At 63.2% G+C, this 24,525-nt stretch carries 24 protein-coding genes and 3 pseudogenes; 24 read left to right on the top strand and 3 right to left on the bottom strand.

Annotation, left to right across the window (positions count from 1 at the left end; all coding sequences use genetic code 11):
• The first annotated feature begins 81 nt into the window (after positions 1 to 81).
• Genes ACQ86E_RS05625 through ACQ86E_RS05600 form a run of 6 tightly spaced genes read left to right on the top strand, consistent with a single transcriptional unit; the run spans position 82 to position 5,674 of the window.
• Complete coding sequence (locus ACQ86E_RS05625) at positions 82 to 1,041, top strand: alpha/beta fold hydrolase (protein ID WP_431204564.1); 960 nt, start codon at positions 82 to 84, stop codon at positions 1,039 to 1,041.
• Positions 1,042 to 1,050: 9 nt separating this feature from the next.
• Positions 1,051 to 1,953: an alpha/beta fold hydrolase BchO gene (bchO, locus tag ACQ86E_RS05620; RefSeq protein WP_431204563.1), complete on the top strand. Its 903-nt coding sequence runs from the start codon at positions 1,051 to 1,053 to the stop codon at positions 1,951 to 1,953.
• Positions 1,954 to 2,003: 50 nt separating this feature from the next.
• Positions 2,004 to 3,551, top strand: coding sequence for a phytoene desaturase (locus ACQ86E_RS05615; RefSeq protein ID WP_431204562.1), 1,548 nt, complete (start codon positions 2,004 to 2,006; stop codon positions 3,549 to 3,551).
• Positions 3,548 to 4,606, top strand: a complete 1,059-nt coding sequence (locus tag ACQ86E_RS05610; protein WP_431204561.1) for a phytoene/squalene synthase family protein — start codon at positions 3,548 to 3,550, stop codon at positions 4,604 to 4,606. Before ACQ86E_RS05615 ends, ACQ86E_RS05610 begins: the two co-directional genes overlap by 4 nt.
• 10 nt (positions 4,607 to 4,616) lie before the next feature.
• Positions 4,617 to 5,519: an oxygen-dependent coproporphyrinogen oxidase gene (gene hemF / locus ACQ86E_RS05605; protein ID WP_431204560.1), complete on the top strand. Its 903-nt coding sequence runs from the start codon at positions 4,617 to 4,619 to the stop codon at positions 5,517 to 5,519.
• Positions 5,516 to 5,674 carry a hypothetical protein gene (locus ACQ86E_RS05600; protein ID WP_431204559.1) on the top strand — a complete coding sequence of 53 codons (159 nt, stop codon included), beginning with the start codon at positions 5,516 to 5,518 and terminating at the stop codon, positions 5,672 to 5,674. Before hemF ends, ACQ86E_RS05600 begins: the two co-directional genes overlap by 4 nt.
• Here ACQ86E_RS05600 and ACQ86E_RS05595 read toward each other — a convergent pair.
• The gene (locus ACQ86E_RS05595; protein ID WP_431204558.1) at positions 5,666 to 6,499 is read right to left on the bottom strand and encodes a hydratase; all 834 of its coding nucleotides are present in this window, start codon (positions 6,497 to 6,499) and stop codon (positions 5,666 to 5,668) included. The genes ACQ86E_RS05600 and ACQ86E_RS05595 overlap by 9 nt on opposite strands.
• Positions 6,500 to 6,546: 47 nt before the next feature.
• A complete protein-coding gene (crtD, locus tag ACQ86E_RS05590; RefSeq protein WP_431204557.1) occupies positions 6,547 to 8,085 on the bottom strand; it encodes a 1-hydroxycarotenoid 3,4-desaturase CrtD in 1,539 nt (512 codons plus the stop codon).
• A 103-nt stretch (positions 8,086 to 8,188) separates the two neighbouring features.
• On the opposite strand from crtD, the gene ACQ86E_RS05585 reads away from it, so the two are divergent.
• The 18 genes and pseudogenes from ACQ86E_RS05585 (at position 8,189) to ACQ86E_RS05500 (ending at position 24,021) form a co-directional block, all read left to right on the top strand.
• Positions 8,189 to 9,055 carry a polyprenyl synthetase family protein gene (locus ACQ86E_RS05585; protein ID WP_431204556.1) on the top strand — a complete coding sequence of 289 codons (867 nt, stop codon included), beginning with the start codon at positions 8,189 to 8,191 and terminating at the stop codon, positions 9,053 to 9,055.
• An 89-nt stretch (positions 9,056 to 9,144) separates the two neighbouring features.
• Positions 9,145 to 10,287 (top strand): methyltransferase, encoded by a 1,143-nt coding sequence (locus tag ACQ86E_RS05580; RefSeq protein ID WP_431206408.1) that lies wholly within the window; start codon positions 9,145 to 9,147, stop codon positions 10,285 to 10,287.
• A 71-nt stretch (positions 10,288 to 10,358) separates the two neighbouring features.
• On the top strand, positions 10,359 to 11,300 hold the full coding sequence (gene bchC, locus ACQ86E_RS05575) for a chlorophyll synthesis pathway protein BchC (protein WP_431204555.1): 942 nt from the start codon (positions 10,359 to 10,361) through the stop codon (positions 11,298 to 11,300).
• A complete protein-coding gene (locus ACQ86E_RS05570; protein WP_431204554.1) occupies positions 11,297 to 12,292 on the top strand; it encodes a chlorophyllide a reductase iron protein subunit X in 996 nt (331 codons plus the stop codon). The genes bchC and ACQ86E_RS05570 overlap by 4 nt, the downstream gene beginning before the upstream one ends.
• 25 nt (positions 12,293 to 12,317) lie before the next feature.
• Positions 12,318 to 13,925 (top strand): chlorophyllide a reductase subunit Y, encoded by a 1,608-nt coding sequence (bchY, locus tag ACQ86E_RS05565; RefSeq protein ID WP_431204553.1) that lies wholly within the window; start codon positions 12,318 to 12,320, stop codon positions 13,923 to 13,925.
• Positions 13,925 to 15,376, top strand: a complete 1,452-nt coding sequence (gene bchZ / locus ACQ86E_RS05560) for a chlorophyllide a reductase subunit Z (RefSeq protein WP_431204552.1) — start codon at positions 13,925 to 13,927, stop codon at positions 15,374 to 15,376. The genes bchY and bchZ overlap by 1 nt, the downstream gene beginning before the upstream one ends.
• Positions 15,373 to 15,687 (top strand): hypothetical protein, encoded by a 315-nt coding sequence (locus tag ACQ86E_RS05555; RefSeq protein WP_431204551.1) that lies wholly within the window; start codon positions 15,373 to 15,375, stop codon positions 15,685 to 15,687. Before bchZ ends, ACQ86E_RS05555 begins: the two co-directional genes overlap by 4 nt.
• Before the next feature lie 120 nt (positions 15,688 to 15,807).
• Positions 15,808 to 16,026 carry a light-harvesting antenna LH1, beta subunit gene (pufB, locus tag ACQ86E_RS05550; protein WP_431204550.1) on the top strand — a complete coding sequence of 73 codons (219 nt, stop codon included), beginning with the start codon at positions 15,808 to 15,810 and terminating at the stop codon, positions 16,024 to 16,026.
• A 12-nt stretch (positions 16,027 to 16,038) separates the two neighbouring features.
• Positions 16,039 to 16,230, top strand: coding sequence for a light-harvesting antenna LH1, alpha subunit (gene pufA, locus ACQ86E_RS05545; RefSeq protein WP_015684467.1), 192 nt, complete (start codon positions 16,039 to 16,041; stop codon positions 16,228 to 16,230).
• Between the two features lie 121 nt (positions 16,231 to 16,351).
• Positions 16,352 to 17,188: a photosynthetic reaction center subunit L gene (gene pufL, locus ACQ86E_RS05540; RefSeq protein WP_431204549.1), complete on the top strand. Its 837-nt coding sequence runs from the start codon at positions 16,352 to 16,354 to the stop codon at positions 17,186 to 17,188.
• Between the two features lie 28 nt (positions 17,189 to 17,216).
• Positions 17,217 to 18,140: a photosynthetic reaction center subunit M gene (pufM, locus tag ACQ86E_RS05535; protein ID WP_431204548.1), complete on the top strand. Its 924-nt coding sequence runs from the start codon at positions 17,217 to 17,219 to the stop codon at positions 18,138 to 18,140.
• A 255-nt stretch (positions 18,141 to 18,395) separates the two neighbouring features.
• Positions 18,396 to 19,025, top strand: coding sequence for a PAS domain-containing protein (locus tag ACQ86E_RS05530; protein WP_431204547.1), 630 nt, complete (start codon positions 18,396 to 18,398; stop codon positions 19,023 to 19,025).
• The gene (gene ppsR / locus ACQ86E_RS05525; RefSeq protein WP_431206407.1) at positions 18,946 to 19,782 is read left to right on the top strand and encodes a transcriptional regulator PpsR; all 837 of its coding nucleotides are present in this window, start codon (positions 18,946 to 18,948) and stop codon (positions 19,780 to 19,782) included. Before ACQ86E_RS05530 ends, ppsR begins: the two co-directional genes overlap by 80 nt.
• Complete coding sequence (chlG, locus tag ACQ86E_RS05520) at positions 19,775 to 20,668, top strand: chlorophyll synthase ChlG (protein WP_431204546.1); 894 nt, start codon at positions 19,775 to 19,777, stop codon at positions 20,666 to 20,668. Before ppsR ends, chlG begins: the two co-directional genes overlap by 8 nt.
• Positions 20,669 to 20,670: 2 nt before the next feature.
• Positions 20,671 to 22,027: pseudogene (locus ACQ86E_RS05515) on the top strand (BCD family MFS transporter).
• A pseudogene (locus ACQ86E_RS05510) lies at positions 22,024 to 23,223 on the top strand (geranylgeranyl diphosphate reductase). Before ACQ86E_RS05515 ends, ACQ86E_RS05510 begins: the two co-directional pseudogenes overlap by 4 nt.
• A pseudogene (locus ACQ86E_RS05505) lies at positions 23,223 to 23,713 on the top strand (TspO/MBR family protein). The pseudogenes ACQ86E_RS05510 and ACQ86E_RS05505 overlap by 1 nt, the downstream one beginning before the upstream one ends.
• Before the next feature lie 41 nt (positions 23,714 to 23,754).
• The gene (locus tag ACQ86E_RS05500; RefSeq protein WP_431204545.1) at positions 23,755 to 24,021 is read left to right on the top strand and encodes a hypothetical protein; all 267 of its coding nucleotides are present in this window, start codon (positions 23,755 to 23,757) and stop codon (positions 24,019 to 24,021) included.
• A 27-nt stretch (positions 24,022 to 24,048) separates the two neighbouring features.
• On the opposite strand, the gene ACQ86E_RS05495 is transcribed toward ACQ86E_RS05500, so the two are convergent.
• Complete coding sequence (locus ACQ86E_RS05495) at positions 24,049 to 24,483, bottom strand: c-type cytochrome (RefSeq protein ID WP_431204544.1); 435 nt, start codon at positions 24,481 to 24,483, stop codon at positions 24,049 to 24,051.
• Positions 24,484 to 24,525 lie beyond the last annotated feature (42 nt).

The raw sequence follows: 24,525 nt of genomic DNA, 5'->3' as shown, positions 1-24,525 counted from the left end.
TGTGATTGTCAGTCCTGATACACTGCTGTTACGGTCTTGGCCACGGCGAGATGCGGTCGAGGTCGAAACAGGAGATTTGCGATGAGCGCAGCCGCCCGAGCGCCAGGTCCAGGCGCGTTGCATGGCGCGGAGGAATTGCCCGCGCCGGTCTCGGGCCAGCGCCACGAGATCGGCAGTCCCGTTGGGAGGTTGACCTACTATTCGGCCGGTCCCGATGCGCCCGGCAAATTCCCACCGCTTTTGCTGGTTCACAGCGTCAATGCCGCCGCCTCTGCTTACGAGGTGCGGCCACTTTACGAACATTACCGCCGAAGCCGGACCGTCTACGCGCTCGAGCTTCCGGGCTTTGGTCATTCCGAGCGTGGAAAGCGCGAATACACCGTGCGCATGATGACTGACGCGATCCTGATTGCGGTTCGCGAAATCCAGAACGATTTCGGCCGCAGTCCGATCGATGCACTGGCGGTGTCGCTGTCGTCGGAATTCCTCGCGCGCGCGGTCTCCGAATCGCCGCTGGCATTCCGCTCTCTGGCGCTGGTCAGCCCGACTGGTTTCACGTCACTCGACAAGAGCACCGGCGGGCGCGAGGGCACCCGCGGCAAGCCGTGGCTGCACGGATTCTTCGAATTTCCCGTGTGGAGCGAAGGCTTCTTCCGGTTGCTGACCAGCCGTCGCATCATCCGCTATTTCCTGAACAAGACCTGGGGCTCGACCAATATCGACGAGGGCTTGCTGGAGTACGACTATCTCACCACCCACCAGCCTGGAGCGCAGCACGCACCGTATTATTTCGTTTCCGGATTCCTGTTCAGCAAGGACATTCCGAAGATCTACAATTCACTGACGTTACCGGTTTGGATGAGTCACGGCGTGCGCGGCGATTTCGTCGACTACAGCAACAAGACGCAGGTCGAGGGCCGCGCTAACTGGACCATTCGCGTGTTCCAGACCGGTGCGATGCCGCACTTCGAAGCCGAAGCCGAGTTCATTGCAGCATACGACGCGTTCCTCGCCGGCGTGCCGCCGGCATCGCCCGCATAGGGTGCTGCCGTGTCCGGTCTCGCCTGGAGCCGCGACGGTGCCGACTGGCCGAACCGGAATGCCAGTGTGTTCGTCGAAGCGGCGGGGATCCGCTGGCATGTGCAGCGAATGGGCGAGGGGCCATTGCTGCTCCTGATCCACGGCACCGGCGCCGCAACACATTCCTGGCGCGACTTGTTACCGCTTCTGGCCCAGCATTTCTCGGTTGTCGCGCCGGATTTGCCCGGCCACGGATTTACGCAATCGCCGCCGTCTCATCGCTTGTCGCTGCTGGGCATGGCGGCGGACATCGGCGCCCTGCTGCGCAAACTGGAGGTCAGGCCGGAAATCGCGGTAGGTCATTCCGCAGGAGCTGCGATAGCGGCGCGCATGTGTCTTGCAGGCCGCATGGCGCCGCGTCTGCTGATCGCCCTGAACGGCGCCTTCATGCCGTTCGGGGGCGTTGCCAACCATCTGTTCTCGCCCCTGGCAAATCTGCTGGTGATGAATCCATTGGTGCCGCGCGTGTTTGCCTGGCAGGCATCCCATGCAGGTGCGGTCGAACGGTTGATCGCCAACACAGGTTCGACGATCGATCAGGAAGGGATTGAACTCTATCGCAAGCTGGTGCGAAGCCCTGCGCACGTTGCGGCCGCGCTGCGGATGATGGCGAACTGGAAACTCGAACCGTTGCTCCACGATCTGCCTCACCTGACGGCAGCGCTGGTCTTGGTCGCTGCTGCCAATGATCGCTCGATATCGCCCGAGGTCGCACGGCAGGTTCGCGAGATTCTTCCAACCGCGGCAATAGAGCGGCTGCCCGGACTCGGGCATCTCGCACACGAAGAGCAGCCGCAACTGGTCGCGCAGCTCATCTTCAAATACGCGCACGTAAATGTGGCCGAGCAAGCGGCGTCACAATGTAAGTTGTAATGTACACTTTCTGGCTAGGCAACTGTCAATAAATAATTACAGTAGGCCCCATGCTGGATTCAACATCAGCCCGGCCAACGCCCATAGCGCCATCGCATCGCCAGCCGCATGCTGTGGTGATCGGCAGCGGCTTCGGCGGACTGGCAGCCGCAATCCGGCTCGGCGTCAAAGGCTACCGCGTCACTGTGCTCGAGAAGCTCGATGCCCCCGGCGGCCGGGCTTATGTCTACCGCCAGGACGGTTTCACCTTCGATGCGGGGCCAACCATCGTCACCGCGCCGTTTCTGTTCGAGGAATTGTGGAAGCTGTGCGGACGAAAGATGTCCGACGATGTGACCCTGGTGCCGGTCTCGCCGTTCTACCGAATTCGCTTTCAGGACGGAGCGTACTTCGACTATTCCGGCGATCCCGGCGCGATGCGCCGCGAGATCGCGCGGTTTTCGCCTGATGATGCCGACGGCTACGACGCCTACATGAAAGCCAGCGAAGAGATCTTCAAGGTTGGCTTCGAGCGGCTCGGCGACGTGCCGTTCAACAAATGGACGGATATGGCGAAGATCGCGCCTGAGATGCTGCGGCTGTCGAGCTATCGCAGTGTCTACTCGCTGGTCTCGAAGTTCTTCCGCGACCCGCGCCTGCGCGTCGTGTTCAGCTTTCATCCGCTGTTGATCGGCGGCAACCCCCTCACAGCGAGTTCGATCTATTGCCTGATCGCATTTCTGGAGCGGCGCTGGGGCGTGCATTTTGCTCTTGGCGGCACCGGGCGTCTGGTTGATGGTCTTGTCAAGCTGATCGAGGGGCAGGGCGGCAGGCTCCGTTGCAACGAGGAGGTCCGCGAGATCCTCGTGAACGACGGTGTCGCGCGCGGCGTACGGCTGGCCTCGGGCGAGACCATTGCGGCTGACGTCGTGGTGTCCAACGCGGATTCCGCATGGACGTATCGGCATCTGGTGCCGGCATCAGCGCGATCGCGCTGGACCGACCGGCGCATCGAACGTGCACGCTATTCGATGAGCCTGTTCGTCTGGTACTTCGGCACGCGTCGCAGATACGAGGGAGTGCCGCACCATACGATTCTGCTGGGGCCACGCTACAAGCGATTGCTCACGGATATCTTCGACCGCAAGATTCTGGCCGACGATTTTAGCCTGTATCTGCATCGCCCGACCGCGACCGACACTTCCCTCGCACCCGGCGGCTGCGACGCGTTCTACGTGCTCTCGCCGGTCCCGCATCTGCAGAGCGGAACCGATTGGAGCGTGACGGCCGAAGACTATCGCCAGGCTATTGCAGGCGAAATCTCCAGGACCATGCTGCCCGGTCTGGAGAATGAGATCGTCAGTTCGCGGATGTTGACACCGCAGGATTTTCAGGACCGGCTCTCTTCGTTTCGCGGCGCGGCCTTCGGGCTGGAGCCGATCCTCACGCAGAGCGCGTGGTTCCGGCCCCACAACAAGAGCGAAGATATCGGAAATCTGTATCTGGTCGGCGCCGGCACGCATCCGGGAGCCGGCCTGCCGGGCGTGCTCTCCTCGGCGCGCGTTCTGGATTCCCTGGTGCCTGATGCCTCACACCTTGCAAGCCTGGTGACCGCATGACGATACGACTCGATCCCGGCGACATGGCTGCCTGCCGCGACCTGCTCAAGGGCGGTTCGCGGACTTTCAGCGCGGCCTCGAAGGTACTTCCGCGTAGCGTCGCCGATCCCGCCATCGCGCTCTATGCGTTCTGTCGTTTGGCGGATGATGCCGTCGATCTCGGCAAAGACCGCGCTGCGGCCGTGGCGCAGTTGCGGGACCGGCTCGACCGAGCTTATCAACGCATGCCGGTGGACCGAGCTGCAGATCGCTTGTTCGCTGATGTTGTCGCAAAGTTCTGCATTCCTCGCGAACTGCCGGAAGCCCTCCTCCAGGGACTAGCTTGGGATGCCGAGGTCCGCCGCTATGAGACCTTGCAGGATCTTACCGCGTACGCGGCGCGGGTTGCGGGCGCGGTCGGCGCGATGATGACACTGATCATGGGGCAGCGCGCCCCCGAGATCGTCGCGCGGGCCTGCGATCTCGGCGTCGCCATGCAGTTTACCAACATCGCCCGCGATGTCGGCGAGGATGCCCGCGCCGGCCGGCTCTACCTGCCGCAGTCATGGCTGCGCGAGGCGGGGATCGATCCGGACATGTGGCTGGCGAACCCTTGCTTTACCCCTGAGATCGCAGCGATCGTACAGCGGCTGTTGGATGCGGCCGATAATTTCTATTCCCGTGCGACGCAGGGTATCGCCAATCTGCCGATTGGTTGCCGCCCTGGGATCTATGCCGCCCGTGCACTTTATGCGGAGATTGGCCGCGAACTGGAACGTCGTGGGCTGGATTCCGTGTCGCGGCGCGCGGTCGTCTCGACCAATCGCAAGCTCGCGGTCCTGGCGCGAACGCTGCTCTTGCCGCAAGCGGATTGGGCGCCGGCCAGCATGCCCGGCGTCACGACAGCTGAAACTGAAGAGACCCGTTTTCTGGTCGACGCCGTGGCGGCAACGCCGCTCCGCGAAAACGTACAGCCGCGGCGGCGGCCGATCGAGGACCGCGTGGTCTGGGTGATCGACCTGTTCGAGCGGCTTGAACGCCGTGATCAACTGCAGCGAACGGCCTCCTACCGGTAGAGCCAGCGAGATGCACGAAACCGAGCCCATTCGGGAAGGCGGCAACGGTCTCGCCGAACGGCGGCGTGCCGAAGCGAAAGTCTGGTTCGAATCGCTGCGTGACAGGATCTGTGCCGAGGTCGAGGTGCTGGAGCGTGAGGCACCGGTCGAGCTGTTTCCGGGAGAGCCGGCGATCTTTACCTACAAGCCATGGCAGCGCGCGACCGGCAGCGGCGGCGGTACTGGCGGCTTTCTCAGCGGCGGCAGATTGTTCGAGAAGATCGGCATCCACACGTCGTCGTCCAATGGAAAGCTTACACCGGACATGGCCAAAACGCTGCCGGGCGACGGCATTCAGCTCGACTACGTCTCCACCAGCATCAGCCTGATCATGCATCCGCGCAGCCCGCGGGTGCCGACTGTGCACATGAATACGCGGTTTCTGTCCACCGCACAGGGTTGGTTCGGCGGGGGCGCCGATCTCACGCCGATGTTGCCGGAGCAACGGAAGCACGATGCGCCTGACGCCGCGACATTTCACGCCGCGATGAAACGCGCCTGCGACGCTCACGATCCCGCCTATTACGACAAGTTCAAGCCGTGGGCCGACAGTTACTTCTTCCTTCCGCATCGCGGCCAGGCTCGCGGCGTCGGCGGCATCTTCTACGATCATCTCAACACTGGTGCCTTCGAGAAGGACTTTGCGTTCACGCGCGATGTCGGGCTTGCTCTGCTGGATGTCTACCCACGGATCGTGCGTCGGCGGATGATGGAACCATGGACCGAAGCCGAGCGGGTGCAGCAGCTGGCCTGCCGCGGCCTCTATGTCGAGTTCAATCTGCTCTACGACCGCGGCACCATGTTCGGACTTCAGACCGGCGGCAATATCGAGACCATTTTGAGCTCGATGCCGCCGCTGGTGAGTTGGGCTTGACCGACATCATGGACAGCTATCTCGGTTTCATCGAGTTCTTCGTGGTGCTTATGTTCGCGGCGGCCTGGGGTATCCTCGAATTGGTCTGCCGACGGCTCGACAGACAGAAGGAAGCCGAGCGCACGAAGCCGCAAAAACCGACCGCGTCACCTTGATCGCACCAGGTCTACCGCCGTGCCCGCGGCATGCGGAACGGCAACATGGCCTGCACGATCGGGATCTTGAAGCGGTCGAGCGAGAGGCTTTCGTGCATCAAGGTAACGGGCTCGTCGAGCAGCTTCGCCGAGATCACCGAGCGGGCATAGAACGGCGCGTCCTCGAGCCGTCTTGACGATCCGGGCGGTGCTCTCGCTGCGCACGCTGCGGGCGACGCGCCAGCCTGTGCGCCTCACCTCCACTGTGGGCGGCGGCTCGAAGGCCTGCATCCGCCCGGTGAGATCGAAGGTCATCGCGAGGTCGACCCTGCTGCCGTCCCGTCGGAGCGCTTCATACAGGATCGCCGTGCTCTCCCGCATCGCGCCGCGCGACCATTGCCAATCTGAAAAGCCCTGCTCCAGCGGTGCATCGCCCTGGTTCATGTCGAAATAGCCATCACCCTGCCAGCTCAGGCGCGGATGATCGAGCCGCACCTGGACGCGCGCGCATGGCGCGATCGGCCACCACTGATGATTGCCGCTCGGATTGAGCGAGAAGGCCTGCTGCGTGATCGCAGTTGGTACCAATCGGATGTTGCCACGCAGCCGTCCGGGAATCGGAACCGTAATTTCATTCACGTCGATTGTTAGAGAGCTGCCGTTCCAGGACAAATGGCTCGGACCTGCCGTGAACGTGTCCGTCGTGCGGCTGACGGCGTCGCGCGCTCGCTCCGTCATCGCCCAGCGATTGCCGCCGCTGCGATAGACCGCGACATTGATGGCGCAATGATTGAGCGGATCAGCCGGCCCCTTGCGTCGTGCGAATGCGTAATAGGGTGAGAACACGCTGCCGATGAAGGCGATGATGGTGATGCCGTTCTGCCCGTCGTCGCTCAGCGCATCGACATACCACCACGCATAGCCGTTTGGTGGAACGAGCCTTGAGAAGTCAGGTCCGCGAGCAGGCTGGCTGCTGCGGATCGGCCCGACAATGCCGCCATCGGCACGCCCGGACCCGGATGCGTGCTGCCTCCCGCCAGGTACAGGCGCGGAATTCTGGTTCGCGCTCCCGGACGTTGGAAAGAGGCCGTCCATCCGTGCGAGCTGCGGCCGTACAACGCGCCGCCGGTGGCCGGAAACATCCGGTTGAAATCCGCTGGCGTCGTCACTTGCATCGCATCCGCTTGCGGCCGGATTTGCAAGCCAAGTTGTTCCAGCATGCCGAATGTCCGCTGCGCGCATTGTCCCACCTCCGCTGCATCGTACACGTGCCGGTCGCCGTTCGCGGGCGCGTTGACGAGGATCAGGAATTTCTCGGAATCGCCCGGTGCGACGTCATCGTTGTCGCGATCCTGGGCGCAGACATAGACGGTCGGCCCGACAGGGAGCCTGTCATGGACGAAGATGTCGTCGAACTCGGCTGCGTAGTCGTTCGAGAAAAAGACATTGTGCCGACGCAGCGGGAAGCCATCCGGCTTTGCGACGACGCTCCATGTCATGGCTGACAGCGAGCGGGCCCGAAGCGGGATTGCGGCTGCTGCACGGCGGGCAGGGACGCCGAACATTCCATCTGCGATGGCGCCAACATCCGCATTCACAATCACGGCATCCGCCGCAATGCGCTCGCCGCTTGCGAGCCTGACGCCGCTGGCGCGGCCGCCGGAGATCAGAACTTCGCTGACTTCCTCACCGTAGCGGATCGCAGCGCCAAAGGAGCTTGCGCAATCCGCCAGCGTTTTCGCGAGCGCCTGCATGCCGCCGTCGATGCTCCAGACGCCTTCGCGCTCGACATGCGCGACCAGCATCAGCGTCGCCGGCGCCAGATATGGCGACGATCCGCAATATGTCGCGTAGCGTCCGAACAACTGCCGCAGCCTCGGATCGGCGAAATATCGCCCGAGCGCCGACCACATTGACGAGAACGGCTTGATCTGCGGCAATCGCATGAGCCCGCGAAGGCCGCTGGCACCAATCAATCCGCTCATGCTCGGCTGTGAAGCACGCAGGAACGGTGCTTCGAGTATCTCGTAGATGCGCCGGGTATCCCGGCAGAAGGCGCGATAGCCATCCGCTTCCTCCGCGCCTGCAAAATCCCCGATCGCGTCGATAGTGCGTTCCTGATCGGCAAACAGATCGAGACGTGCGTGGCCCTTCCAGGCGTGTCTTGCCAGAATATCAAGCGGGCGCAGGCGGACGTGGTCGGCGAAATTTCGGCCGGCCGCCGCGAACAATTCGTCGAAAACCCAGCGCATCGTGAAGACGGTCGGACCGCTGTCGATCAGAGAGGCGCCGATCGCGATCTGCCGCATCTTGCCGCCCGGCGCCGCGGCGCTCTCGAGAACAGTGACGTCGAGGCCGCGTGCTGCGAGCGCGAAGGCGGAAACCAGCCCCGCAACACCACAGCCGATAATGACAACACGATCTCTGGGCATGTGCGCACCGGCTCCGGTTGTCGATTGACTTGTGTCTATATTGATTTACACTCTGTTCGACAAGTAAAATTGACATTCCTTGTGTCAAACACGGGAGCCTGCCATGGACGTCACCAGCCGGATCGAACGGGCACTGAACGACGCGATTGATCAGGCCGAGCTCCCCGGTTGTCCGCCCCGGCTGGCGGCGGCCATGCGCTATGCAGTGTTTCCTCGCGGTGCGCGCGTGCGGCCAAGGCTCTGCCACAGCGTCGCTGCGGCCTGCGGCGAGGATCATCCCGCCGCCACTGAGGCTGCCGGCGCGGCGCTCGAACTTCTGCATTGTGCCTCGCTCGTGCATGACGATCTGCCGTGCTTCGACGCTGCGGAAACGCGGCGCGGCCGTCCATCGGTGCACAAGGCGTTCGGCGAGCCGCTCGCGGTTCTGACCGGAGATGCGCTGATCGTGCTCGCGTTCCAGACGCTGGCGCGTCTTCAATGCACCCCGGAGCGGCTGGCGACGCTCACCCTGACGGTGGCCCGATCCGTCGGCGTCCCCTCGGGCATCGTCGCGGGGCAGGCCTGGGAATGCGAAGACAAGATCGATCTTGCGCATTATCACCGCGCCAAGACCGGGGCGCTGTTCGCTGCGGCGACCGTTGCAGGCGCCGCGTCGGCCGGCGCCGATTGCGAGCCGTGGCGGATGGTTGGGGAGAAGCTCGGCGAGGCCTATCAGGTCGCCGACGATATTCGTGACGCCGCCTCCGAGGAAGATGAGATTGGCAAGCCCGTTGGTCGCGACCTCGCGCTCGGGCGTCCGAGCGCGGTGATTGAGCTCGGTCTCGACGGCGCGCTCTACCGTCTGCATGACCTGGTGCGCGGGGCGATCGATGCGATCCCGCCGTGTCCCAATGGCGCCGAGTTGCGTTCGCTCATGCTTTCGGAGGCCAGGCGCCTGGTGCCGGCCAAGCTCGCCCAGTTCGCCGCGTAGCTGCCATGGCCGCGATCACGCATCGTGATGGCGGCGGCGAGACATCCGAGGCGTCCCGTGTTGCGGCGGTGGCAGCTTCAGGACACGGCGTGTCGCGGCTGTCCTTGCATGATCGCCTGCTGGGCTGGCGCGATTCGATCCTCGCCAGTCCTCGTTTCCAGCGGTTTGCGGGGAGTTTCGCGCTCACGCGGCCGATCGCGCGGCGGCGGGCAGGTGCGCTGTTCGATCTCTGCGCCGGCTTCGTCTATTCGCAGGTCCTGTTCGCCTGTGTCCGCCTGAAGCTGCTCGATGAATTGGCGGATGGCCCGCTGGGTTCGGCTGAGCTGGCATCGCGTGTGCCCCTGCCGGTCGACGCGACGCTGCTGCTGCTGGATGCGGCGGTCTCGCTGCAACTTCTGCAGCGTCGCAGCGGCGGCCGTTACGGTCTCGGTTCGCTCGGCGCCGCGCTGAGGGGAAATCCCGGCGTCGTCGCCATGATCGAGCATCACGCGATGCTGTACGACGATCTGAGGGATCCGATCGCGCTGCTGCGCGGTGACGTCGGGGCGGGGCAACTCGCCGCCTACTGGCCCTATGCCGCCAACCGCAAGGCCGCCAATCTGTCGCGCGACGCGATCGCGCCTTACACCGCATTGATGGCGGCGTCGCAACCGATGATTTCGCAGCAGGTGCTTTCGGCATACTCCTTTCGTGGACATCGATGCCTGCTCGATATCGGCGGCGGCGACGGCTCGTTCATTGCCGCTGTCGCGGCGCAGGCGCCGAAACTACGCTGTGTCCTGTTCGATTTGCCCGCTGTGGCCGATCAGGCCAGCGAGCGGTTTCGTGCTGAGGGGCTGTCTTCACGCGCGGTCGCGATCGGAGGGAGCTTTCTTGCAAATCGTCTTCCTGAGGGCGCCGATATCGTCTCGCTGGTGCGCGTGATTCACGATCACGACGACGCCGACATCATGATCCTGCTGCGTGCTGTTCATTTGGCTCTCCCGTCCGACGGCACGCTTCTGATCGCCGAGCCGATCTCCGGCGTTCGCGGCGCCGAGCCGATCGGGGACGCCTATTTCGCCTTCTATCTGCTCGCGATGGGCAGCGGCCGCCCCCGGACCTTCGCGCGGCTGCGCGACATGCTCACCGAGGCCGGCTTTGTCGATATTGCGCTGCGGCCGGTTGCGATGCCGATGCTGGCCAGCGTGATCACCGCGCGAAAGAGCAAGAATGACGTTAATCAAACTTGACAGTCTAAAATGTAAGTTTAGCATGACACTCGCGGAGTCCCTTCCGCATCCGCCGAAGATCGGAGTGGGCGATGGAGACCATCGCGGTAGTTCTCAAGCAGCCGGAGCAGATCGAGCTCAGCCGGCTTGCTTTGACTCCTCCGACCGCCGCCGACGTCGTCGTCGATGTCGATTGGAGCGGCGTCAGCACCGGCACCGAGCGGTTGCTGTGGTCGGGACGGATGCCCCCGTTTCCGGGCATGGGATATCCGCTCGTGCCCGGCTACGAGTCGGTCGGCCGAGTGGTCGAAGCGGGATCTGCGACCGACCTGCATCAAGGGCAGCGTGTTTTCGTTCCCGGTGCAAAGTGCTTTGGCGAAGTGCGCGGGCTGTTCGGTGCTTCCGCTTCGCGCCTGGTGGTGGCGGCAAAGCGCGTGGTGCCGCTCGATCAGAATCTCGGCGAACGCGGAATTCTGCTGGCGCTGGCGGCGACGGCCTATCACGCCATTGCGGCGCGGGGGGCATCGGCGCCGGACTGCATTGTCGGTCATGGCGTGCTGGGGCGGTTGCTGGCCCGCATCTCGATCGCAGTACGCAACGAGCCGCCGACGGTGTGGGAGAAGAATCCGGCGCGCCTGGGCGGCGCCGTTGACTACGGTGTGATCGATCCCGAGCACGATACGCGGCGCGACTACAAGAGCATCTACGATGTCAGCGGCGATGCGGGCCTGCTCGATTCTCTGATTGGTCGCATCGCGCCGGGCGGTGAAATCGTGCTGGCCGGGTTCTATAGCGAGCGACTGTCCTTTGCGTTCCCGCCCGCGTTCATGCGCGAGGCGCGGCTTCGCATTGCCGCGGAGTGGCAGCCGTCCGATCTCGTCGCGATCAAGACCCTGATCGAATCCGGGCGACTTTCGCTCGAAGGCCTGATCACCCACCACCACGACGCCCATGACGCCTCGAATGCCTATCGCATCGCGTTCGAAGATCCGGCGTGCCTGAAAATGGTCCTGAACTGGAGTTCGCTCTCATGAATGTCGTGCCAACCATCAACATGAAGGACGCCCTGCGGGCGGAGGCGTTGATCGAACCGGACGCGCCGGTGACGACGCCGGCGACCAAGGAAACCCAGATCATCGCGATCTACGGCAAGGGTGGAATCGGCAAGAGTTTTACGCTGGCCAATTTGTCCTACATGATGGCTCAGCAGGGCAAGAAAGTTTTGCTGATCGGCTGCGACCCGAAGAGCGACACCACGTCGCTGCTGTTCGGTGGCCGGGCCTGTCCGACCATCATCGAGACGTCGTCGAGGAAGAAACTCGCCGGTGAGGAAGTCAAGATCGGCGACGTCTGCTTCAAGCGCGACGGCGTGTTCGCGATGGAACTCGGCGGCCCCGAGGTCGGCCGGGGCTGTGGTGGCCGCGGCATCATCCACGGCTTCGAGTTGCTCGAAAAGCTCGGCTTCCACGAGTGGGGGTTCGACTACGTGCTGCTCGACTTCCTCGGTGACGTGGTTTGCGGCGGCTTCGGCCTGCCGATCGCGCGCGATATGTGCCAGAAGGTTATCGTCGTCGGCTCGAATGACCTTCAGTCGCTCTACGTCGCCAACAACGTCTGCTCGGCGGTCGAATATTTCCGCAAGCTCGGCGGCAATGTCGGTGTTGCCGGCATGGTCATCAACAAGGACGACGGCACTGGCGAGGCCGCTGCGTTCGCCAGGACGGTCGGCATTCCTGTCCTTGCGGCAATCCCGGCCGACGACGACATCCGCAAGAAGAGCGCGAATTACGAGATCATCGGCTTGCCGGGCGGGCAGTGGAGTTCTCTGTTCGAGCAACTCGCCACCAATGTCGGTCTGGCGCCGCCGGTTCGTCCCGCGCCGCTGACGCAGGACGGTCTGCTCGGCCTGTTCAAGGGCGAAGTGGTTGGTCGTGGTGTCGTGCTCGAGCCTGCGACCATGGAAGACATGTGCGGCAAGTCGGTCGTCGACAAGCCGTCCCTCGAAGTCGTCTACGACGCGGCATGAGCGGCAGGATGATGCGGAGCGCAACATGAACGTCATCCTGCCGCGATACGCCGGCGCCATAGCCGAGTCTGTCGTGAACGAGCCCGTCGAGCTCGACGTGGCGGCGACGGACGCTGTCGTTGCGCCGCCCGTCATCAACGCCGCAGCGACGAAGAGCGATGGCCTGGGCTGTCATGCCGGTGCTGCCGAACTCAAGGCCGCCGCCAGCGCTGCGGGAAAGAGCGACATTCTCGATCGCTATGCGGCCGACTATCCCAAGGGCCCGCACGACCAGCCGCAGAGCATGTGCCCTGCGTTCGGTTCGCTCCGGGTTGGCCTGCGGATGCGGCGCACCGCGACAATCCTGTCCGGTTCGGCCTGTTGCGTCTACGGGCTGACGTTCACCTCGCATTTCTATGGTGCGCGGCGCACGGTCGGCTACGTGCCCTTCAATTCCGAGACCCTGGTTACCGGCAAACTGTTCGAGGACATTCGCGAAGCCGTCTTCAAGCTCGCGGACCCCGCGCTGTATGACACCATCATCATCACCAATCTCTGCGTGCCGACGGCGTCCGGCGTTCCGCTCGATCTGCTGCCGGACGAAATCAACGGCGTGCGCATCATCGGCATCGACGTGCCGGGCTTTGGTGTGCCGACCCATGCCGAGGCCAAGGATGTGCTGGCGGCGGCGATGCTCGAATATGCCCGCAAGGAGGTGGAGCAGGGGCCGGTGCAGGCGCCGCGCGGCGGCAAGAGCGAACGGCCGACAGTTACCCTGGTCGGCGAAATGTTTCCCGCCGATCCCGTCGGCATCGGCATGATGCTCGAGCCGCTCGGCCTGGCGGCCGGTCCGGTTGTGCCGACGCGGGAGTGGCGCGAGCTCTATGCCGCGCTCGACGGTTCCGTCATTGCCGCGATCCATCCATTCTACACCGCAAGCTTCCGTCAATTCGAACTGGCCGGCCGCAAGATCGTGGGTTCAGCGCCGGTCGGGCATGACGGCACCGAAGCCTGGCTCGAATCCGTCGGCGCGGCCTGCAATGTCGCCCGGGACAAGATCGACGCCGCCAAGAATCGCTTTCTGCCCATGATCAAGGCGGCTCTGGCTGCGAAGCCGGTCGACGCTCGGATCACGGTCTCCGGCTACGAAGGCTCCGAACTTCTCGTTGCGCGCCTCCTCATCGAGAGCGGTGCACGGGTGCCGTACGTCGGAACGGCCTGCCCAAGGACGCAATGGTCCGATGCCGACCGCGTGTGGCTGGAATCCAGGGGCACACAAGTCCAGTATCGCGCATCGCTGGAAATGGATCTGGCCGCCGTCGGTGAGTTCAAACCCGATCTGGCCATCGGAACCACCCCCATCGTCCAGAAGGCCAAACAGCTCGCGATCCCAGCTCTGTATTTCACCAATCTGATTTCGGCTCGTCCGCTGTTCGGCGTCGCCGGTGCCGGATCGCTGGCGCAGGTGGTGAACGCCGCGCTCGGCAATCAGGCCCGCTTCGACGAGATGAAGGAATTCTTCGGCGATGTCGGCGAAGGCCACGCCGCGGGCATCTGGGAAGATACACCGAACGAAAACGTGGCTTTCCGGGAGAAGTACAAGAAGCAGATCGAAGCCCAGGTCAAGAAGCGCAAAGCCGAGGAGATGATCTGATGCTCGTCCTCGATCACGATCGCGCTGGCGGCTATTGGGGTGCGGTCTACGCTTTCACCGCGGTGAAGGGCATGCAGGTCATCATCGATGGTCCGGTCGGTTGCGAAAATCTGCCGGTCACATCGGTGCTGCATTATACCGACGCGCTGCCGCCGCACGAGCTGCCGATCGTGGTGACGGGCCTCGGCGAGGAAGAGCTCGGACAGACCGGCACCGAAGGCGCGATGAAGCGCGCGCACCGCGTGCTCGATCCCTATCTGCCGGCCGTCGTGGTCACCGGTTCGATCGCCGAGATGATCGGCGGCGGCGTGACGCCTGAGGGCACCAACATCAAACGCTTCCTGCCTCGCACCATCGACGAGGATCAGTGGCAGAGCGCCGATCGCGCCATCGTCTGGCTCTGGAAGGAATATGGGATCAAGAAGATCCCCGAGCGCAAGCCCCGCACCGAGGGCGTCAAGCCGCGCGTCAACATCATAGGTCCGATCTACGGCACTTTCAACATGCCCTCCGATCTCGCCGAAATCCGTCGGCTGATCGAGGGCATCGGTGCTGAAATCAACATGGTGTTTCCGCTTGGCAGTCATCTCGCCGACATTCCCAAGCTGGTGAATGCCGACGTCAATGTCTGCATGTACCGTGAGTTCGGCCGCATGCTGTGCGAGGCGCTGGAGCGGCCGTATTTGCAGGCGCCGATCGGGCTCCACTCCACCACCAGATTCCTGCGCAAGCTCGGCGAATTGCTGGGGCTCGATCCCGAGCCGTTCATCGCGCGCGAGAAGCACACCACCATAAAGCCGCTGTGGGACCTCTGGCGGTCGGTGACCCAGGATTTCTTCGGTACGGCCAGCTTCGCCATCGTTGCCAACGAGACTTACGCACGCGGCGTGAGAAACTTCCTGGAAAGGGAAATGGGCCTGCCTTGCACCTTCTCCTTCTCGCGCAAGGCGGGGGTCAAGCCGGACAACGATGCCGTACGATCCGCGGTGCGCGAGAAGCCGCCGCTGATCCTGTTCGGCAGCTACAACGAGCGCATGTACCTGGCCGAAGCCGGTGGCCGGGCGATTTATGTGCCGGCGTCCTTCCCGGGCGCGGTGATCCGCCGTCACACCGGCACGCCGTTCATGGGCTACTCGGGCGCCACCTATCTCGTACAGGAAGTCTGCAACGCGCTGTTCGACGCGCTGTTCAATATCCTGCCGCTCGCGGCCGATCTCGATCGCGTCGACCCGACGCCGGCCCGGCTGCACGAGGAGATTCTCTGGAGCGACGAAGCCAAGGCGATGCTCGACGAGGTGCTCGAGGCCCATCCGGTGCTGGTGCGTATCTCGGCCGCCAAGCGCCTGCGCGATGCCGCCGAGAGCGGCGCGCGTCAAGCAGGCGAGGCGCGCGTGACCACGGATTTCGTGACCAGAGCGCGCGCGGCACTGATGAATGGAGCACCAGCATGAGAATGGTCGAAGCCGGCGTGTTGCCGGTGATTACTCATCCGCACGTGCAAGGCCGCAACCGGGAGGTGACGTCGATGTCCGACTATGCTTATGGCGATCGACAGAAGATACAGGGCGGGGACAAGTCCGTCGAAACGCGGGTGATGTTCGGCGCCTGCTATATGGCCTTTCTGTTCCGGGCCGTGGTCGCACGGCTGACGCCCTGGCGCAAACGGGCGGGATTCGATCAATCGAGGAATGGCGAGTCGATCTTCACGGAGGCCCGCACTGCTGCGGGCACGATTGTGACGTCGTCTTTCATGGGTTTGTGACCGGGAGATTCCGCCCGGCGGTCGCCGGGTGGATAAGCGCCGTATCGAAAGGTCCGGCATTCGCTGTCGCCCACGCTCGGGCGGCGAACGGCCGCAAGGCCATCACTAGGAGGATAACAAATGAAGGACGGTTCCTTATCGGGGCTATCCGAAGCTGAAGCCAAGGAATTCCATTCGATATTCATGACGAGCTTCCTGCTCTTCACGGCTGTCGCGGTGGTTGCCCATATCCTCGCCTGGATGTGGCGTCCCTGGTTGCCAGGCCCGGGCGGCTACAAGACGACGGCGCTGGACAGCGTCCAGCACGTCGCCAGCGTCGCCCTTTCGTATCTGACATAGAGGGAGGCAATCATGTGGCGAATTTGGCTTCTGTTCGATCCGCGCCGTGCCTTGGTCGCGCTCTTCACGTTCCTGTTCGGACTGGCGATCGTGATCCACTTCATCCTGCTCTCGACCGACCGGTTCAACTGGTTGGACGGGCCGCGCAAGGCGAAGACGTCAGAGATCACTCTGCCGTACACACCACCAAGCATGCCGTCCTGATGGCATGACGAAATGCGTACCGGAACGGACGAGACAGGATCGAGCGGCCCGTCTCGTCCGCTTCCGGTAGCGACCCGCAGATGGATGGCTACGCTGGTTTTCGCAGGCGGAGGAACGAACGATGGCAATGCTCAGCTTTGAAAGAAAATATCGCGTTCGCGGCGGAACGCTCATCGGCGGCGACCTGTTCGACTTCTGGGTCGGCCCGTTCTACGTCGGGTTCTTCGGAGTGACGACGGTGTTCTTCTCCTTCGTCGGCATCGCGATGATTCTCTGGAACACCGCGCTCGGTCCGACCTGGAATCTCTGGCAGATCAGCGTCAATCCGCCTGACGTCAAGTACGGCTTGTCCTTTGCGCCGCTCCAGGAAGGCGGCATCTGGCAGATCGTTACCATCTGCGCGCTCGGCGCCTTCGTGTCATGGGCGCTTCGCGAGGTCGAGATCTGCCGGAAACTCGGGATCGGCTACCATGTGCCGTTCGCCTTCGGCTTCGCCATCTTCGCCTATTTCACCCTGGTGGTGATCAGGCCAGTATTGATGGGGTCTTGGAGCTACGGCTTCCCCTACGGCATCATCACCCATCTCGATTGGGTGTCGAACACCGGCTACCAATACGGCAACTTCCACTACAACCCCGCGCACATGATCGCCATCACGTTCTTCTTCACGACGTGCCTGGCGCTGGCCTTGCACGGCGGCCTGATCCTGTCGTCGACCAACCCAGACAAGGGTGAACCGGTCAAAACGCCCGAGCACGAGAACACGATGTTCCGGGATCTGATCGGCTATTCGGTCGGCACCATCGGAATCCATCGCCTCGGACTGTTCATCGCGCTATCCGCGGTGTTCTTCAGCGCGGTCTGCATCGTGATCAGCGGGCCGCTATGGGCCGAGGGAGACGCCTGGTCGGAGTGGTGGAACTGGTGGCGCAATCTTCCGATCTGGTCCGCCAATTAATTCCGGTCGTCAGAGAGAGTCCTGAGCCATGGCCCAATATCAGAATTTCTTCACGCAGGTGCAGGTACGCAGCACCATCTACCCCGGAATTCCGATCCAGCCCGGAATATGGGTTCGATCCAGCGAGGGCCGGTTCAACTACTGGCTCGGAAAGATCGGCGACGCCCAGGTCGGCCCGGTTTATCTCGGGTTTCTCGGATTGGCCTCCATCGCCTGCGGCATCGTTGCAATTGAGATCATCGGCCTCAACATGATGGCCTCGGTGAACTGGAGCCCGATCGAATTCGTCAGGCAGCTGCCATGGCTTTCGCTGGAACCACCGAAGCCCGAATACGGCATCAGCTTTCCGCCATTGCAGGAGGGCGGGTGGTGGCTGATGGCCGGGTTCTTCCTGACCACCTCGATCCTGTTGTGGTGGGGACGAACATACCGGCGAGCGCGGGCGCTCGGCATGGGCACGCACGTGTCCTGGGCTTTCGCGTCCGCGATCTGGCTTTATCTGGTGCTCGGCTTCATCCGTCCGCTGCTGATGGGGCATTTCAGCGAGGCCGTTCCCTTCGGAATATTTCCGCATCTCGACTGGACCAACAATTTCTCGATCACGCACGGCAACCTCTTCTACAATCCGTTTCATATGCTCTCGATCGCATTCCTGTATGGCTCGGCCCTGCTGTTCGCCATGCACGGCGCGACGATTTTGGCGGTCAGCCGCTATGGCGGTGAGCGCGAGATCGAGCAGATCGTCGACCGCGGCACGGCGCTGGAGCGGGCGGCCCTGATCTGGCGCTGGACCATGGGCTTCAACGCGACGGCGGAATCGATCCATCGCTGGGCCTGGTGGTTTGCCGTGCTCTGCCCGCTGACCGGCGGCATCGGGATCCTGCTTTCCGGCACCGTCGTCGACAACTGGTTCGACTGGGGCGTCAAGCACGGCCTGGCGTTGCCACGATAAATCATTTGAAGATCCAGGCGCGCGCCGGATTGCAACATGCCGCTGCGGCGCGCGTACGCCTTCATTGTCTTCCCGGCTCGGCTGTCCGAGACGACGCGGCGGCGTACGGCCCAGTACGGGCTTCGTGCGTCAATCGTCCGCCAACAAAAAACGGGTTCGAGGAACGCTAGGTGAGAGATCACGGGTTGTTGGAGGATATTTGCCCTGGTTCAGGTGTTCAAATCTCCGAAGGAGTCGCTGGGGAATCTCGGCGCATTGCCGGCCGCGAACCTGATCGCAGCGGCCAGCGACGTCGCCGTCATCGTCGACGGCGAGGGTGTCGTTCGAGATGTCGCCTTCAACAAGGAGGATCTCTCGCTCGAGCTCGACGCCCATGGCCGCTGGCTCGGTTCGAGGCTCGCCGAAATCGTCACCTCCGAGACCAGCGCGAAAGCCGGAGAATTGCTCCAGGACGCGATGAGCCGGAAATTATCGGTCTGGCGCCAGGTCAACCATCCCTCGCCCGGAGGAGCGGACATTCCAGTGCTGTATTCGGCCGTCAACATCGGACGCGACGACCGTTTTGTCGTGGTCGGCCGCGATCTACGTCCGCTTGCAGCAATGCAACAGCGGCTCGTCAACGCCCAGCAATCGATGGAGCGCGACTACATCCGGCTGCGCCACGCCGAAACGCGCTACCGCCTGCTGTTCCAGGTATCGTCGGAAGCGGTCATGATCGTTGATGCTTCCAGCAATGCGATCCTCGAGATCAATGCGGCCGCGCTGGCGCTGCTCGACGAGAGCGCCCCGCAGGTTCTGAAATCTAATCTCTCCTCGCATTTCGAGACAGCAGACCTCGAGCTCGATTCAAACCCTGCTGTCCAATGTTCGAGCCACCGGTCGTGACGGCAACGTCCGTGGCCGGCTTGCGAAGGGGGGCAGGGATTGCTTTGTCGCCGTATCCCAGTTCCGGCAAGAGAACGCGACCCTGTTTCTGGTCCGCCTGTCGTCGCAGCAGGCACCGCCGCAGGCCGGTGCGCTGAAGGCGACCTCGAGCCTGCTGGGGTATTTCGACGCCGCGCCCGACGCATTGGTCATCACAGAGCATGACGGCCGTATCGTCAGGGTCAACCCGGCATTCGTGGAGATGGCGCAACTTGGCAGCGCTGAGCAGTCGCGCGGCGAAGCGCTGGACCGCTGGCTCGGCCGTGCCGGTGTCGACTTCGCGGTGGCGTTCGCCAGTCTCCGCCAGACCGGTTCGATCAAGCTGTTCGCGACCTCGCTGCGAGGCGAACATGGCGCGACGACGGATGTCGAGGTCTCGGCGGCATCTCTGGTCGACGACGATCGCAAGCAGAGTTTCGGCTTCGCAATTCGCAACGTCGAGAAGCGTCTTTCGGCATCGCCGTCGTCGGCCCGCGAGCTCCCGCGCTCGGTCGCCCAGCTCACCGAGCAAATCGGTCGGGTTCCGCTGCGCGATCTCGTGCGCGAGGCGACAGACGTCATCGAAAAGCTCTCGATTGAGGCTGCACTTGAATTGACCGGCGACAACCGCGCATCCGCTGCGGAAATGCTCGGCCTCAGCCGTCAGAGCCTGTACGTCAAGCTCCGGCGCTTTGGGCTTGCCGAGCACACTGGAGAAGGGGAAGCCGAAGATGACTAGTGCCGTTGCCGGTCATCCCACGCCCTCGGTCGTTCTCGAACTGCTGAAGCCGATCACATGGTTTCCGCCGATGTGGGCTCTGGGGTGTGGGATCGTGTCATCGGGCGTTTCGCCGGGCCAGCGTTGGCCGATGATAGTCGCGGGTGTGCTGTTGGCCGGACCGATGGTCTGCGGTACCAGCCAAGCCGTGAACGACTGGTACGACCGGCATGTCGATGCCATCAACGAGCCCGACCGGCCGATTCCGTCGGGGCGCATTCCCGGTCGTTGGGGCCTCTATATTGCGATCGTGTGGACGATGTTGTCATTGCTGCTTGCGACCACCCTCGGCACTTGGGGCTTTGTCGCCGCGATCGTCGGTCTCGTGCTGGCCTGGGCTTACAGTGCACCGCCTGTCCGCCTCAAGCAGAACGGCTGGTGGGGTAACGCTGCATGCGGGCTTTGCTATGAGGGGCTGCCCTGGTTCACCGGGGCCGCTGTGATGAGCGCATCCGCTCCAGACTGGCGCATCGTCTTGATCGCGCTGCTCTACAGTGTCGGTGCCCACGGCATCATGACGCTCAATGATTTCAAGTCGGTCGAGGGCGACAAGCGGATGGGGATCGACTCGCTGCCCGTGGTGCTCGGCGTCGGCAACGCCGCGCGCCTTGCCTGTGTGGTGATGGCAGTGCCGCAGGTTGCGGTCGTGGCGCTGTTGCTGGCATGGCAGCGACCAATCTACGCGGCGGCAGTCGCTGCGTTAGTTCTCGCGCAGTTGTTCCTGATGGCCTATTTCCTGAAGAGTCCGCGCGAACGCGCGCCCTGGTATAACGGCACCGGGATCAGTTGCTATGTCGTCGGCATGCTCATCAGCGCCTTTGCGCTGGCGGCACTGAAAGCGAGCTGATCATGAACAACCCTGTGCTTTCATGGTTGGGCATCATCAGGCTGGGTCTGGTTCAGACCGGCCTCGGTGCGATCGTGGTCTTGACGACCTCCACGCTGAACCGGGTCATGGTCGTCGAACTGGCGATGCCCGCGATGCTGCCGGGCGCGCTTGTCGCCATTCACTATGCTCTTCAAGTGTTCCGGCCGGCTTGGGGCCATGGCTCGGATATCGGGGCCCGCCGAACGCCGTGGATCGTCGGCGGCATGGCGGTGCTCGCTACCGGCGGACTGATGGCCGCTGTGGCGACGGCCTGGATGACGACGCATCCGCTGTTCGGCATCGCGCTTGCGGTGGTCGCCTTCTGCCTGATCGGCGTCGGGGTCGGTGCCGCCGGCACGTCGCTCCTGGTGCTGCTCGCCAAGCGTACCGATGACAATCGCCGCGCGGCGGCGGCGACAATCGTCTGGGTGATGATGATTGCAGGCTTTATCATAACCACCGGTGTAGCCGGCCATTTACTCGATCCGTTTTCGTCTACGCGGTTGATCATCGTGTCGGGAGCGGTATCAGCAGCGGCCATGGTTCTGACCTTCATTGGCGTGTGGGGCGTCGAAAGAGAGCCGGTTGCCAGCCCCGAATCGGTCTCGAAGCAGCCTGCGCGCCAAACATCGTTCCGCGAGGCCTTCCTGGAAGTCTGGACCGAACCAAGATCACGGCGATTCTGCGATCTTCGTCTTTGTCTCGATGCTCGCTTATAGCGCGCAGGATCTGATCCTCGAGCCGTTCGCCGGCGCAGTGTTCGGCTTTACGCCCGGCGAGACGACCAGGCTTTCAGGCGTCCAGCATGCGGGCACGCTGATTGGGATGGCAATGGTGCCGTTGATCGGCGCCACTTATCCGCGATCTCGCGGCAACCTTCAGATATGGACCATCGGTGGGTGCCTCGCTTCGGCGATCGCGCTGTTGTGTTTGGCGGCAGCGGCGGTCGTCGGGCCATCCTGGCCTTTGCGTGAGACCGTATTCATGCTCGGTGTCACGAACGGTGCCTACGCGGTGGCGGCGATCGGCTCGATGATGGCACTCGTTGGGGCGGGCGGCGAGCAACGCGAAGGCGTGCGCATGGGGCTGTGGGGCGCAGCGCAAGCGTTCGCGTTCGGAATCGGTGGGTTCGTGGGAACCCTGGCCAGCGACATCGCGCGCTATGTCCTGACGTCGGCGCCATTGTCTTATTCCGTGGTGTTTGCATCCGAGGCAGGATTGTTCGTCGTTGCCGCCGTGATGGCCGTTTGGGTTCATCGTGCTCCGGCAAAGGACGCGGTGCAGCAGCGCGTTTTCGATGCGCCGGGTGCCTCTATCGCAGAAGGAGCGCGGTCATGACCAGTTCTGAGATTTTCGATGTCGTGGTTGTCGGCGGAGGGCCGTCCGGAGCGACCGCAGCACACGATCTCGCCAGGCTCGGGCGCAGCGTGTTGCTGCTTGACCGTGCCGGCCGCATCAAGCCTTGCGGCGGTGCGATTCCGCCGCGGTTGATCCGCGATTTCGACATTCCAGATCACCTGCTGGTGGCGCACGTCAACTCCGCCCGGATGGTGTCGCCGTCGGACCAGCAGGTCGACATGCCCATCGACGGCGGTTTCGTCGGCATGGTCGACCGCGACGTGTTCGACGAGTGGCTGCGGACACGTGCTGCGGAGGCGGGCGCGGAGCGGCGGACCGGCCTGTTCAAACGCTTCGAACGCGACGAATCCGGCGCGACGGTCGTCCATTATGAGGAACGCGCCGCCGACGGGGCCGTGATGGAAAGCACGGTTCTGGCCCGCGCGCTGATCGGCGCCGACGGCGCTTTGTCGGCCGTGGCACGGCAGTGTCTGCCCGGTGCGGATCGGCTGCCTTATGTGTTTGCATATCATGAGATCGTTCGCGCGCCGCCGGCTGCGTCCAGCTTCGACGGTACACGTTGTGACGTCTATTATCGCGGCAGCGTATCTCCCGACTTCTACGGCTGGGTCTTCCCGCATGGCGACACCGTCAGCGTCGGCACAGGTTCCGCCCGCAAGGGATTTTCGTTAAGGGAGTCCGTGGTCGGGCTGCGCGACGCTGCGGGGCTTGGTACGTCTGAGACGATCTCGCCGCGAAGGCGCGCCGATCTCCGCTGCGCCCGCTGCCGCGGTGGGACGATGGGCACAGCGTGTTGCTCGCCGGCGATGCAGCGGGCGTCGTTGCTCCCGCGTCGGGCGAGGGCATTTATTACGCGATGATTGGCGGACGCCTGTCGGCGGAAGCTGTCGATGAATTTCTGGAGACCGGGAGCGCCAAGGCCCTGCGCAATGCGCGAAAGCGCTTCCATGCGGCTGCATGGCGTCGTGTTCTGGATACTCGGCGTGATGCAGTGGTACTGGTATTCCAATGATCGTCGCCGCGAACGCTTCGTCAGCATCTGTCGCGACCGCGACGTCCAGAAGCTGACGTGGGATGCTTACATGAACAAGGAACTGGTTCGCGCCAAGCCGGTCGCCCATGTGCGCATTTTCTTCAAGAACCTTGCCCACATGGCAGGGCTGGCATCGGCGTAATGGCCACGCGCGGCAGTTTCTGGAAGCCCGTGCTGGTCGCGGCTTCGGTTGCGATCTTCATTGGCGTGCTCGGCGGTACGTTGACCGATACCGGGGTCTGGTATCAGAGCCCTCGTCAAGCCGTCCTGGCAGCCGCCAGACTGGCTGTTCGGTCCGGCCTGGACTTTGATCTTTGCGCTGGCGACGGCCTCGGCGGTTCATGCTTGGCGCAACGCCGCGAGCCGTGCGCAGCGGGGAATGGGTGATCGCGCTGTTTGCCCTGAACGGATTTCTCAACGTGCTGTGGAGCACGTTGTTCTTCGCGCTGAAACGTCCGGATTGGGCACTGATCGAGGTGGTGGTCCTGTGGCTCTCGATCCTGTTGCCGATCATCGTGTTCTGGCGCTTCGCAAGGCCCGCGAGCCTCTACTTGGTGCCTTATCTTCTGTGGGTGTCGTTCGCCGCATTTCTCAATCTGACCGTTGTTCGACTCAATGCACCGTTTACGTGACAAACGGTTGCCAGGATCGGATGTCCATGTGATCTTCCGGCATGGCTGACCTGTTTGCGAGTGGACACCTCGTCGATTTCATTCTCGTCGTGGCCGTGCTCGAGGCTCTGGTCTTGTTGATCTATTGGTCGCGTGCTCGGCGAGGCATCGCGCCACGCGATCTGTTGCCCAACCTGTTTGCCGGTCTATTTCTCTTGCTCGCGCTACGCGCAACCCTCGCCGGCAGCGGTTGGATGTTGGCAAGCTTCTTCCTCGCTGCGGCCGGACTCGCGCATCTGGCCGACGTCACCCAGCGGTGGCGCAACTAGCCACCGCGCGGGTCCTGTGTCGGTCCGCTATTTCTTCTCGGAGAATTTGTTGATGTAGGCGATGACGTCCTTGCGTTGTTGCTCGTCGGTGAGCTTGAACGCCATCTTGGTGGAGCCGGTCGCCAGATCCGCCTTGCCCTTGTCGGTCAGGAATTTCTTCAGGAATGCGTTCGGGTCGGGCAGGTACTGAAAGATCAGATCGTCGGACCAGACCAGTCCGTTCTCGCCGGCGGCCTTGTTGAGCGCCGAATACGCGAAGCCCGGCGCCGTTCCCGATTGCCGGCCGATGACGCCGGTCAAGACTGGTCCGACCAGGTTCTTGGCATCCGGCCCAATGCGGTGGCAGGTCATGCACTGCTTGAAAATCTGCTCACCCTTGGCCGCGTCCTGCGCCCGGGCAGCGTTGCTCGAAAAGACAATGGCTGCTGCAACACAAGCAAAAACTGCAGATTTTACCGGCACGTGGCTCTCCCTGACGTCGTTTAGCTTCTGAATCTGAGTGTT

It is taken from the genome of Bradyrhizobium betae (assembly GCF_050632175.1).
In the GTDB taxonomy this organism is placed as follows: domain Bacteria; phylum Pseudomonadota; class Alphaproteobacteria; order Rhizobiales; family Xanthobacteraceae; genus Bradyrhizobium; species Bradyrhizobium betae_B.
The sequence above is the reverse complement of the archived record's forward strand: the minus strand, read 5'-3'. Positions and strand labels throughout refer to the sequence as shown.